Below are 12,627 nucleotides of genomic sequence, written 5' to 3' on the forward strand. Positions count from 1 at the left end.
AATCTCATCTCAATTATTTATTGTCTCTTTTTTCAGGCACGAGGTCAACGCCTCCAGGATGAAATGGATGACATTTCAGGATTCTGATGATTGTCAGCCACATTCCTTTAATGGCACCGTGACGCCTGAATGCTTCTATACCGTAGTGTGAGCAAGTCGGATAAAAGCGGCATGAAGGCGGTGTCATTGGAGAGATCCACCGCTGGTAGAAACGGATAATCCCTATAAATAAGGATTTCACTTCTTACACCCTCTTTTTTAAAACGTTTGCCCTGTTTAAAACATGCAGCAGACTTTTTTCTATTTCGTGAAAATCCATATCTGCTGTCGGTATTCTTGCAATAACGACATAATCTCTGCCTGTCAGCAGCTGTTCGCTGTATTTATGAAAAACCTCTTTGACTGAGCGTTTGATCCTGTTTCTCGTAACAGCTTTTCCAACCTTTTTGCTGACTGATAAACCGATGCGAAAAATTGGCTGATCTTCTTTTTTTAAACTGTATATAACAAATTGGCGATTGGCCGTTGATTTTCCTTTTTTGAAGACTTCTTGAAATTCCTCATTTTTTTTGATGCGCTGTTCTTTCTTCATTCAATTAACACTCCATCAATTAAGCAATCTCATTCCCTGGTCTTTTCAACTCTCTTCTGAGTATTGGTCTATTTTTAAGTTGTAAAACATCGGATCAGCAAAAAACCGATTAATTTCACCCAGAATCAGACGAGGAGTGAGCGGATAGGTCTATAAAAGTAAAAAAAGACCACTGATATCAGTGGCCTATGCGGATAACACTTTTCTTCCCTTTTGACGACGGCGAGCTAGAACTTTACGACCGTTCTTAGTAGCCATACGTGCACGGAAACCATGTACCTTCTTGCGCTTACGGTTGTTCGGTTGAAATGTTGGTTTCATGTATATTACACCTCCCTGAGGATATCTCTTATAAAAGACAGTCTAATAAAGTATAATGACTGACTGCTTTATTTGTCAAGGTGGATTTTCGTTTTATTAAAAGTCCTGTTTTTTCGACAGGATCTCTTACGTCTTATTCAAATATTTATCCTTCCTCCAATTTTCTTCTTTTATCTTCCTGTGGACATCTTTTTCGACACGTTTTTCATTATCCACACCATTTATCGACATCTTTTACACAAAATCTAGTGTTGTGGACAACTTTCCTACACAAGGTATGGGCGTTGTGGATAAGTGACAATAATCCGTTGCCAAGCTTGCTTTTTTTTGATATGCTTGTTGTGTTTTAACTCGTTAATAACATCTTAGCCATACAAAGTTATTCACATCCTGTGGATAAACTTGTGGACAGGTTATTTTAGCTGTTTAGAAGGTTGTCCACAAATACGGTATGGCTGTTTATAATCCTATTATCTACTATATAAATTATCATTCACATATCATGTGGACTTTTATTTTTATTCATAGGTATTCACTGCATGTACAAACCTTAAACAACAGGGAAAATGACTGCTGAAATAGGATAATTTTAAAGAGATAAGGGGGGAAATTGGTTGGAAAACATTAATGACCTATGGTCCAAAGCACTTGCTGCTATAGAAACAAAAGTCAGTAAGCCCAGCTTTGAAACCTGGTTAAAATCAACAACAGCTCATGCATTGCAAAATGATACACTTGTCATCACAGCGCCTAATGAGTTTGCACGTGATTGGCTTGAATCAAGGTACGCGGGCATTATTTCAGAAACGCTGCTGGATGTTACGGGTGCGGCCCTTGAGGTAAAATTCATTATTCCACAAAATCAGTCAGACTTAGACTTAGATCTTGAACTGTCCATGAAAAAGGCCCCAAAGGCATCTAACGAACCTCACGAAGAAGTTTCTCAAAGTATGCTGAATCCAAAGTATACGTTCGACCGGTTTGTTATCGGGTCCGGAAACCGTTTTGCGCATGCAGCATCACTAGCTGTTGCAGAAGCGCCGGCCAAAGCCTACAATCCACTATTCATCTATGGTGGTGTCGGATTAGGGAAAACGCATCTGATGCATGCGATCGGACATTATGTACTTGAACATAATCCAGGGGCTAAAGTTGTTTACTTGTCATCAGAAAAATTTACAAATGAATTTATTAATTCTATTCGAGACAATAAAACCGTTGAATTTCGCAATAAGTTCCGAAGTGTAGACGTGCTTCTAATAGATGATATTCAGTTCCTTGCGGGGAAAGAACAAACTCAAGAAGAGTTTTTCCATACATTTAATGCGCTCCATGAAGAAAGTAAACAAATTGTGATATCCAGCGACCGTCCTCCAAAGGAAATTCCGACATTAGAGGACAGACTTCGCTCTCGATTTGAGTGGGGATTGATTACTGATATTACACCGCCTGATCTGGAAACAAGGATTGCAATCCTGCGAAAGAAAGCAAAAGCAGAAGGTCTTGATATTCCAAATGAAGTGATGCTTTATATTGCTAATCAAATTGATACCAATATTCGTGAACTTGAAGGTGCACTTATACGCGTTGTTGCTTATTCTTCTTTAATTAATCAAGATATGAACGCTGATCTCGCTGCAGAAGCACTGCGGGATATTATTCCGTCATCAAAACCTAGAACTCTTACCATTCATCATATACAGGAAGTCATTGGTAAACATTACAACGTTAAGCTTGAAGACTTCACGGCAAAAAAGAGAACAAAATCGGTAGCATTCCCTAGACAGATCGCTATGTACCTTTCTCGCGAGTTAACCGATAATTCGCTGCCTAAAATTGGCGAAGAATTTGGCGGACGAGATCACACGACGGTTCTTCATGCCCATGAAAAGATTTCAAAGCTGCTTATTACAGATCAAGTGCTGCAGAAGAAAGTCCAAGAAATTCATGATCAGTTAAAATCGATCTAAATAGCAACCTTGAATACTGTGAATAACTGCTGTTGCCTTATACACAGTCTGTCCACATGTGGATAGGCTGTTCTATCTTTGTTTGAACGGGTTATCCACACATTCACAGCGCCTATTACTATTACTACTATTTTTTTAAAAGATTTTAATAAATTATCAGGGGGGAAATAACATGAAAGTTAAGATTCAATTAAACCAATTGATCGAGGCCGTTCAAGATGTCATGAAAGCAGTCTCATCAAGAACAACGATTCCAATTTTAACGGGAATAAAAATGGAAGTAACATATGATGGTGTTCATTTAACTGGTAGTGATTCTGATATTTCCATTGAGAGATTGATACCTACTGAAGAGGGAGATCTTGTACATATTGAAGTAAAGCAAGAAGGAAGCGTCGTACTGCCTGCTCGTTATTTCTCTGAAATCGTTAAGAAACTGCCGAATGATACAGTAGAGATTGAAGTGGGAGAACGATTTGAAACCACTCTTCGTTCAGGTGCATCTGAATTTAGCTTGCTGGGGCTGGATCCAGAAGAATATCCTCGTTTACCACAGATCGAAGAGGATCTTGTCTTTGAAATTCAAAGCGATCTGCTAAAAACAATGATTCGCCAAACTGTCTTTGCGGTGTCCACCTCAGAAACACGCCCTATCCTAACTGGTGTGAATTGGACGTTATCTGATGGAATTTTGAACTGTATTGCAACAGACAGCCATCGTTTGGCAGAGCGTAAGATACGTATTGATTCTCAATCGGAAGAACTTTCTTTTCAAAATGTAGTTATTCCGGGAAAAAGCTTGAATGAGCTATCCAAGATTCTTGATGAGTCTGCTGAGAAAGTACAAATCGTTGTAACAAACAACCAAATTCTATTTAAAGCGAAAAATATTCTTTTATTCTCCCGTTTGCTTGATGGAAATTACCCGGATACATCTAAGCTGATTCCTTCAGAAAGCAAAACGACATTTGTGTTAAAGACTAAGGAGTTTCTGCAAGCGATCGACCGTGCTTCTTTATTAGCAAGAGAAGGACGCAATAATGTCGTTAAACTGGCGACTTTAGACAATAAAACGATTGAACTTTCATCTAACTCTCCTGAGATCGGGAAAGTATTTGAACATATGATCGCTGAAGAAATTGAGGGTGAAGAGCTTAAGATCTCTTTTAACGCAAAATATGTAATGGAAGCACTGAAGGTTATGGACTGCTCTGAGATCAGTATTCTTTTTACAGGTGCGATGCGTCCTTTCCTTATTCAGCCTGTATCAGATGACACCATCCGCCAGTTAATCCTGCCGGTAAGAACTTACTAAAATATAAAGCTGCCGGAGGACCGGTGGCTTTCTTTTCTTTTCTAAGAGACTCTTTTTTTGGAGAAACTATATATTATTTGTTTGGCTCTTTTCTAAAAGATTGTTGCTTTTGGATTCTTTTATGTGAAGACACTTCGTTGACAAGTTGATTGGAGTGCAAAGTGCGAGACTCCTGCGGGATTAGCGTGCCAGCTAACAGATTATTCTTCTCGCAAGGCATGCGACGAGGAAGCTCGCTTCGCTGTTGTTTTTCTTGTAGACGCAGGAGCACAAATTCTTCCTTGAATACAAGCCTTTACCCATCTTCCTCCAAGGCTCACCTTACCCCTCGCGGAAAGCGAGCACAGCCTGGAGCGGAAATCAACCACTTCCAATAGCGACATATTTACGAAAACAGCCAGTTGATTTGAAGGAGGCTAAAACAGTGGAAAATGTAAAAATCACAACAGAATTTATCACTCTTCAGCAGCTGTTGAAAACAACCGATGTTATCCAGTCGGGAGGAATGGTAAAATGGTATTTAGCAGAACATGAAGTTCTTGTTAACGGAGAACATGAAACACGCCGGGGAAAAAAATTATATGCGGGTGATGTCGTGTCCATTCCAGATATAGGAGAGTTTAAGGTAACAACGGAATAGGGGGAATCCCTTTGCATATTGAACAGCTTCATCTGAGGAACTACCGCAACTATAAAGATCAGTCGTTAACCTTTGAAAATAAGGTCAATGTTTTTCTTGGCGAAAATGCTCAAGGCAAAACGAACGTCATGGAATCCATCTACGTTTTGGCCATGGCGAGGTCTTATAGGACGGCAAAAGATAAAGAGTTAATAACTTGGGACGAAGAATATGCTAAAATAGAAGGTAGTATAAAAAAGAGGAACAGTTCTTTTGATTTGAGCCTTGTTATTTCACAAAAAGGAAAAAAAGCGAAAATCAGCCGCATTGAACAGCGACGGTTAACGGATTACGTCGGTCATTTTAATGTGGTCATGTTTGCACCTGAGGATTTAAATCTTGTAAAAGGCAGTCCGCAGGTGCGTCGTCGTTTTATTGACATGGAAATCGGGCAGGTAAACGCTGTTTACTTGAACGACTTATCTGTGTATCAAAAGATTTTGTCTCAGCGAAATTCTCTTTTAAGAGACATGTATCGAAATAAGAGTATGGAAAACATGACGATGCTTGAGATATTAACAGAACAGCTCATAGATAAAGCGGCAAGAATCACGTTGAAACGCATGAAATACATGGAAAAGCTGCAAGAGTGGGCAGAACCCATCCATCATGGCATATCAAGAGGGCTAGAAAGCTTAAAAATTCATTACAAACCTGCCGTAGAGGTATGCGATGAACCGGACTTGTCGAAAATGATAGAAGCGTTTCATTCGAAATTTGGTAAAATAAAAGAAAAAGAGATTGAGCGGGGCACATCATTATTTGGACCCCATCGGGATGATCTGCTGTTTTCTGTAAATGGAAAAGATGTACAGACCTTTGGATCGCAAGGGCAGCAGCGAACGACCGCTCTTTCACTAAAGCTTGCTGAAATTGATTTAATTCATTCAGAAGTCGGAGAATATCCTGTTTTGTTGCTGGATGATGTACTTTCTGAATTAGATGACTTCAGGCAATCTCATCTGTTAAATACTATTCAAGGGAAAGTTCAAACCTTTGTTACTACGACCAGTGTGGAAGGCATACACCATGAGACATTGGAAAAGGCCGCAACCTATCAAGTTCATTCAGGCTCCATAGAACGTTTGAAATGAGGTGAGGGAATTGCTATTACATTTAGGTGATGAAGAGGTTATTCATTCTAAGGATGTACTGGCTATATTGGATATTAATGCGTTAAAGACTTCTGAACTTGCGAAGGAGTTTCTTAAAAAGCATGAAAAGGATCAGACATTAACCGACTTAAGCGGGAATGCTGCAAAATCCGTCATAATTACAGACAAAACGATTTATTTGTCTCCCCTTTCTGCATCAACGTTAAAAAAGAGAGCCTCTGATCGCCTCGAACTTGAAAATGGCTGGAATATAAAATAAAGGTTTTATAAATAAAGCGTTTTTAAACCGGAATGAAGGTGAACCAATTGACGACTGAACAAAAGTTAGAGCATCAACAAAATTATGATGAAAGTAATATCCAGGTACTCGAAGGTCTTGAAGCCGTTCGTAAACGTCCTGGAATGTATATTGGCGCAACAAATGTACGCGGATTGCACCATCTCGTATGGGAAATCGTGGATAACTCGATTGATGAGGCGTTAGCAGGATACTGTGATACGATTCGCATCACGATTGAAGAAGACAACAGCATCACTGTAGAAGATAACGGACGTGGTATCCCAGTTGGTATGCATGAAAAAATGGGTAGACCGGCACTCGAAGTCATCATGACTGTCCTCCATGCAGGCGGTAAATTCGGCGGCGGCGGATATAAAGTATCCGGAGGTCTTCATGGTGTTGGTGCTTCCGTAGTAAACGCATTGTCTACTATGCTTGAAGTTACTGTATCCCGTGACGGAAAACTTCACTATCAATCTTATGAGCGCGGTGTGCCGACAGCCGATCTTAAAGTTATCGGTGAAACGGATAAGACAGGAACACGCACACACTTTAAACCAGATCCTGAAATTTTTACTGAGTCATTAGAATATGATTTCCCTACTTTATCGAACCGTATTCGCGAACTGGCTTACTTAAACCGCGGTCTTCGCATCATTGCAGAAGATAAACGCGGCGAGGAGCCTGTTGTTAAGGAATACCACTATGAAGGCGGAATTAAATCATATGTTGAGCATATCAACAGAACTCGCGGGGTCCTGCATGAAGAGCCGATCTTTGTTGAAGGTGAAAAAGACGGTATCTCTGTAGAAATCGCATTCCAATATAATGACAGCTATGCAAGCAATATATACTCTTTTGCAAACAACATTAACACGCATGAAGGCGGAACGCACGAATCGGGCTTTAAGACGGCTCTTACACGTGTTATCAATGATTATGGCCGCAAGAACAACTTGTTCAAGGACAACGATACGAACCTGACCGGTGAAGATGTTCGTGAAGGGTTAACAGCGATCATTTCCATCAAGCATCCTGATCCGCAGTTTGAAGGACAAACAAAAACAAAGCTTGGTAACTCTGACGCAAGACAGATCACAGAGTCTATTTTTTCTGAAACTTTCTCATCTTTCTTACTCGAAAATCCTGTTGTTGCAAAATCAATCATTGAAAAAGGGATGATGGCGCTACGTGCACGTGTCGCTGCTAAAAAAGCACGTGAGCTAACACGCCGTAAGAGTGCATTGGAAGTTTCATCGCTGCCAGGTAAATTAGCAGACTGTTCTTCTAAAGATGCAAGTATTTCTGAAATCTACGTGGTTGAGGGTGACTCTGCCGGCGGATCAGCTAAACAGGGGCGTGACCGCCACTTCCAGGCGATTTTGCCGCTTCGAGGTAAAATCATCAACGTAGAGAAAGCAAGATTAGACAAGATCCTTTCAAATAACGAGGTCCGTGCCATTATTACCGCTTTAGGAACAGGTATTGGCGACGAATTCGATATTACAAAAGCACGTTATCATAAAATCATTATCATGACCGATGCCGATGTCGATGGAGCGCATATCCGTACGCTTCTTCTGACTTTCTTTTTCCGGTATATGCGCCCAATTATTGAACATGGTTATATCTATATTGCCCAGCCGCCACTTTATAAAGTGCAGCAAGGCAAGCGCATAGAATATGCCTACAATGATAAAGAACTTGAAAAATTATTAGCTGAACTTCCGCAAGTTCCAAAGCCTCAGCTTCAGCGCTATAAGGGTCTTGGTGAGATGAATCCAACCCAGCTGTGGGAAACGACAATGGATCCCGAAACACGTACATTGCTTCAAGTGGAAATGAAAGATGCAATGGCAGCTGACGAGACATTTGAGATCTTGATGGGCGATAAAGTTGAACCACGCCGTGATTTTATTCAAGAAAATGCGCAATACGTTAAGAATTTGGATATCTAATTACAAATGTTCCAGCACTGTTTAAGGTGCCGGAGCTGAACATAAAAAATGCTGAAGCTGGACAAGGTCCAGTTTCGGTTCGTTTAAAAGCCGATTAGGTGGCTTTAAAAACCTGTTTTTCAAGAGGTTATGGAGGTAAAACGAATGTCTGAAATGGAACGTTCCCGGGTTAAAGAAATAAATATTAGTACGGAAATGCGTGCATCATTCATGGATTATGCCATGAGTGTTATTGTCAGCCGTGCATTACCAGATGTACGTGACGGATTGAAACCAGTTCATCGACGTATTCTTTATGCCATGAACGATCTTGGTATGACAGCAGACAAAGCTTACAAAAAGTCTGCTCGTATCGTCGGTGAAGTAATCGGTAAGTACCATCCGCACGGCGACTCTGCCGTATACGACACGATGGTGCGTATGGCACAGGATTTTAACTTCCGTCACATGCTGATCGATGGCCATGGCAACTTCGGTTCTGTTGACGGCGATGCCGCGGCAGCGATGCGTTATACTGAGGCGCGTATGTCTAAAATCGCCATGGAAATGGTACGAGACATCAACAAAGATACGATCGGTTACAAAGATAACTATGATGGATCTGAACAAGAACCTGTTGTATTACCTGCACGTTTTCCTAATTTGCTTGTTAACGGTGCAGCCGGAATAGCAGTTGGTATGGCAACGAACATTCCGCCGCATCATCTTGGAGAAGTAATCGACGGAATTTTAGCATTAAGTGAAAATCCGGATATCACAATCCCTGAACTGATGGAAATTATACCAGGACCAGATTTCCCAACTGCGGGTGAAATTTTAGGACGTGAAGGAATCAGAAAGGCTTATCAAAACGGACGAGGTTCAATCATTATCCGTGCGAAAGCCGAAATCGAAGAAATGCCAAGCGGAAAACAAGCGATCATCGTAACGGAGCTTCCTTACCAAGTAAACAAAGCGCGACTTATCGAAAAGATTGCTGAACTCGTTCGTGACAAAAAGATTGAAGGTATAACGGACCTTCGTGATGAGTCTGACCGAAATGGTATGCGTATCGTGATGGAAGTCCGCCGTGACGCAAATGCCAATGTAATTTTAAATAATTTATATAAACAGACAGCTCTTCAGACAAGCTTTGGTATTAACATGCTTGCACTTGTTGATGGACATCCGAAAGTTCTTAACATCAAAGAATGCTTGTATCATTATCTAAAGCATCAGCAAGTTATTATCCGCCGCCGTACGGAATTCGACCTTAAGAAAGCTGAAGCAAGAGCTCACATTTTAGAAGGGCTTCGTATTGCACTTGATCATCTGGATGAAGTAATCGCACTGATCCGTGCTTCGAGAACAACTGACATTGCTCGTGAAGGATTGATGGAGAAGTTTGAATTAAGCTACGATCAATCTCAGGCCATTTTAGATATGCGATTACAGCGTTTAACAGGTTTAGAACGAGACAAGATAGAGAACGAATATAGTGACCTTGTAGCTTTGATTGCTGAATTAAGAGCAATCTTAGCAGATGAAGAGAAAATTCTTGAGATTATTCGTACTGAGCTTGTTGAAATCAAAGAAAAATATGATAATCCAAGACGTACAATTATCTCAGTAGGATTTAACAGTATCGAAGACGAGGACTTAATTCCTCGCTCTAACATCGTAATCACATTAACAAACAAAGGATATATTAAACGTCTTCCTATCTCCACTTACCGTTCACAGCGACGCGGCGGAAAAGGAATTCAGGGAATGGGTACGAGTGAAGATGATTTTGTTGAACAATTGTTTACAACAAATACTCATAACTACATCCTGTTCTTTACGAACAAAGGGAAAGCTTATCGCTTAAAAGGTTACGAAATTCCTGAGTACGGCAGAACAGCAAAAGGTATTCCGATCATCAACCTGCTGCAGATCGAGCAGGGCGAAACGATTTCTGCTGTTATTCCTGTTGAAGACATGGAAAGTGATGAAATTTACCTTAACTTTATGACGAAACAGGGAATTACAAAGCGTTCTCCATTGTCTGCATACAGCAACATCCGTAAAGGCGGTCTGTTTGCTATCAATCTTCGAGATGAAGATGAATTGATGGGTGTACGCTTAACTGACGGTACAAAGGATATCATTGTTGGTACAAAGCAAGGGATGTCTATTCGTTACCAAGAAACAGACGTAAGATCTATGGGAAGAACAGCTACAGGTGTTAAAGCCATAACTCTAGGTGAAGATGATGCTGTAGTTGGTATGGAAGTATTGGATGAGACACAAGATATCCTGATTGTTACAACAAGAGGCTACGGAAAGCGTACACCGATGAGTGAATACCGGCTACAGTCACGCGGAGGTAAAGGGATCAAAACGGTTAATATCACCGAAAAAAATGGTCCTGTTGTTACATTGAAGACTGTAACGGATGAAGAAGACTTGATGATTATTACGGCAAAAGGAATTATCATCAGAATGAATATCTCTGGTATTTCACAAATGGGCCGTAATACGCAAGGTGTAAGACTGATGTCTATGAATGACAGTAATCATGTCGCTACCGTTGCAGTTGTAGAACGTGAAGAAGAAACAGAAGATGAAATATTAGACGAGAATGGCGATCCTATTGTATCTGAAGAGGAAGCACCAGTTTTAGAAACGGAAGAAACTCCTGCCTCTGAATCAGTAGATAGCAAAGAGAATAACGAATAATTTCATAAAAGAGGAAAATGAGTATACATTTTCCTCTTTTTTATATGTACAATTAAACTATGAATTTTCCGACAAAAGGAGTTTATTGTATGAAAGTTAAAACGAGCCAGGTTAAAATTGGCCAAATGCTGGTTCAAGATATCTTCTCAATGACTAATCATCCCATTATAAATAAAAATACTGTATTAAATTCAGAACATCTCAGAGTACTTACTCGTTTTCATATAGAGGAGATCGATATTCTAAATGATTCTGGCTGGGATACTAATCATATAAAGAAAAAAGAGGCAGCAATAGCATCTGTCGTTAATACAGAAGAAAAAATAGCGGATTTATCTGTCAAAAAAGAAGTGATCCCTTCATTTCCAAGCATGTATCTTCAAACAGTCAAACGTTTTAAACAGTTATTTACGAATTGGCAATCAGGCAGTTCTATCGATATGTTGGAGGTTCGCCAAAGTGTATTGCAGGTGCTGGAAGAGGGATCAAATTATCCAAAAGAAATATTATTGCTCCACCACTATGCAACGAGTGCGGATTATATCTATCACCACGCCATCTCAGTTGGCATATTAAGCACCTTTTTAGCAAAAAAATTAAATTATTCGAATGGTGATTGTATTCAGATCGGTCTAGCTGGAGTATTATCTGATTGCGGAATGGCAAAAGTTCAGCCGAAATTATTGAAGAAGAGCAGCGCCCTTTTACCTGCAGAATTTGATGAAGTAAAAAAACACACTATTCATGGTTACAACATGCTAAAAAAGATTCCCTCTATAAAAGAAGGAGTACTTCTCGGCGTTCTTCAGCATCACGAGCGAGAGGATGGTTCAGGGTATCCGTTAAAAGTTAAAGGAAGCAAACTGCATCCATTTAGTAAAATCCTTGCGGTAGCGGATGTATATTTAGCAATGACAGCCGAAAGACCGTACCGAAGCAAACAGTCACCTTTTAAAGTATTGGAAATGATGATGAAAGATCAGTTCGGTAAATTCGATCATCAAGTCATAAGGGCTTTGTTGTCCGGACTATCGACATTCTCGGTCGGCAGCCGTGTAAAACTTACGAATCATGAAACAGGTGAAATCGTCTTTATTGAAGACAGCCAGCCTACAAGACCGATGATCAAGTTAGATACTAATAATGAGATCATCGCTTTAAAAACTAGAAATGATTTGTTTATTGAAGAGCTCTTATCTTAAGATAGGAGCTTTTTTTTATTTTTAGTATTGCTACTCTGCTTTATCCATGGTAGACTAATCAAGCTGTCTTAAAAACAGCTCTGCAACACTTTAAGTTGATAACGAATTAAATTGAAAAAGTTTTAAAAAGTTATTGACTCTGACAGTTTAGCGTGGTATATTATTAAAGTCGCTAAAACAAGTGACGCAAACAAGTTCTTTGAAAACTGAACAAAAGAAATAGGTAAGGAATTATATTTAATTCCGTCAGTTTTAAATCGAGCAAGTCAAACACTTTTATGGAGAGTTTGATCCTGGCTCAGGATGAACGCTGGCGGCGTGCCTAATACATGCAAGTCGAGCGAATGAAGAGGAGCTTGCTCCTCTGATTTAGCGGCGGACGGGTGAGTAACACGTGGGTAATCTGCCTGTAAGACGGGGATAACTCCGGGAAACCGGGGCTAATACCGGATAACAAGAGAAGAAGCATTTCTTCTTTTTGAAAGTCGGTTTCGG

At 40.1% G+C, this 12,627-nt stretch carries 11 protein-coding genes and 1 rRNA gene; 9 read left to right on the forward strand and 3 right to left on the reverse strand.

Translation table 11 applies throughout. The annotated features are described in order from the left end of the window. Window positions 1–13 precede the first annotated feature (13 nt). The 3 genes from yidD to rpmH form a co-directional block, all read right to left on the reverse strand. Window positions 14–241, reverse strand: coding sequence for a membrane protein insertion efficiency factor YidD (gene yidD / locus M3196_RS10065; protein ID WP_251322141.1), 228 nt, complete (start codon window positions 239–241; stop codon window positions 14–16). 3 nt (window positions 242–244) lie between these two features. Then, window positions 245–592, reverse strand: coding sequence for a ribonuclease P protein component (rnpA, locus tag M3196_RS10070; RefSeq protein WP_251322142.1), 348 nt, complete (start codon window positions 590–592; stop codon window positions 245–247). Window positions 593–778: 186 nt separating this feature from the next. Next, window positions 779–913 (reverse strand): 50S ribosomal protein L34, encoded by a 135-nt coding sequence (rpmH, locus tag M3196_RS10075; protein ID WP_007201576.1) that lies wholly within the window; start codon window positions 911–913, stop codon window positions 779–781. A gap of 614 nt (window positions 914–1,527) precedes the next feature. Here rpmH and dnaA point away from each other — a divergent pair. The 9 genes from dnaA to M3196_RS10120 form a co-directional block, all read left to right on the forward strand. Beyond that, on the forward strand, window positions 1,528–2,883 hold the full coding sequence (gene dnaA, locus M3196_RS10080) for a chromosomal replication initiator protein DnaA (protein ID WP_251322143.1): 1,356 nt from the start codon (window positions 1,528–1,530) through the stop codon (window positions 2,881–2,883). Window positions 2,884–3,055: 172 nt separating this feature from the next. Then, complete coding sequence (gene dnaN / locus M3196_RS10085) at window positions 3,056–4,198, forward strand: DNA polymerase III subunit beta (RefSeq protein ID WP_251322144.1); 1,143 nt, start codon at window positions 3,056–3,058, stop codon at window positions 4,196–4,198. A 424-nt stretch (window positions 4,199–4,622) separates the two neighbouring features. After that, window positions 4,623–4,838 carry a S4 domain-containing protein YaaA gene (gene yaaA / locus M3196_RS10090; RefSeq protein WP_251322145.1) on the forward strand — a complete coding sequence of 72 codons (216 nt, stop codon included), beginning with the start codon at window positions 4,623–4,625 and terminating at the stop codon, window positions 4,836–4,838. Between the two features lie 11 nt (window positions 4,839–4,849). Further along, on the forward strand, window positions 4,850–5,971 hold the full coding sequence (gene recF / locus M3196_RS10095; protein ID WP_251322146.1) for a DNA replication/repair protein RecF: 1,122 nt from the start codon (window positions 4,850–4,852) through the stop codon (window positions 5,969–5,971). Between the two features lie 10 nt (window positions 5,972–5,981). Beyond that, window positions 5,982–6,251 (forward strand): extracellular matrix regulator RemB, encoded by a 270-nt coding sequence (gene remB / locus M3196_RS10100; protein WP_251322147.1) that lies wholly within the window; start codon window positions 5,982–5,984, stop codon window positions 6,249–6,251. A gap of 32 nt (window positions 6,252–6,283) precedes the next feature. Next, on the forward strand, window positions 6,284–8,230 hold the full coding sequence (gene gyrB, locus M3196_RS10105; protein WP_251322148.1) for a DNA topoisomerase (ATP-hydrolyzing) subunit B: 1,947 nt from the start codon (window positions 6,284–6,286) through the stop codon (window positions 8,228–8,230). A gap of 144 nt (window positions 8,231–8,374) precedes the next feature. Next, window positions 8,375–10,930 carry a DNA gyrase subunit A gene (gene gyrA / locus M3196_RS10110; RefSeq protein WP_251322149.1) on the forward strand — a complete coding sequence of 852 codons (2,556 nt, stop codon included), beginning with the start codon at window positions 8,375–8,377 and terminating at the stop codon, window positions 10,928–10,930. An 89-nt stretch (window positions 10,931–11,019) separates the two neighbouring features. Then, complete coding sequence (locus tag M3196_RS10115) at window positions 11,020–12,132, forward strand: HD-GYP domain-containing protein (protein WP_251322150.1); 1,113 nt, start codon at window positions 11,020–11,022, stop codon at window positions 12,130–12,132. Between the two features lie 275 nt (window positions 12,133–12,407). After that, window positions 12,408–12,627: ribosomal RNA gene (locus M3196_RS10120) — 16S ribosomal RNA — on the forward strand; the annotation flags it as partial.

Origin of the sequence: Fictibacillus nanhaiensis (genome assembly GCF_023715445.1) — a bacterium.
Classification (GTDB): Bacteria; Bacillota; Bacilli; order Bacillales; family Fictibacillaceae; genus Fictibacillus; species Fictibacillus nanhaiensis_D.

Bases quoted from the DNA above. Each gene is read 5' to 3' on its own strand.
- dnaN (WP_251322144.1), top strand. From the start codon at position 3,056: ATGAAAGTTAAGATTCAATTAAACCAATTGATCGAGGCCGTTCAAGAT.
- rpmH (WP_007201576.1), bottom strand. From the start codon at position 913: ATGAAACCAACATTTCAACCGAACAACCGTAAGCGCAAGAAGGTACAT.
- M3196_RS10115 (WP_251322150.1), top strand. From the start codon at position 11,020: ATGAAAGTTAAAACGAGCCAGGTTAAAATTGGCCAAATGCTGGTTCAA.
- gyrA (WP_251322149.1), top strand. From the start codon at position 8,375: ATGTCTGAAATGGAACGTTCCCGGGTTAAAGAAATAAATATTAGTACG.
- gyrB (WP_251322148.1), top strand. From the start codon at position 6,284: ATGAAGGTGAACCAATTGACGACTGAACAAAAGTTAGAGCATCAACAA.
- rnpA (WP_251322142.1), bottom strand. From the start codon at position 592: ATGAAGAAAGAACAGCGCATCAAAAAAAATGAGGAATTTCAAGAAGTC.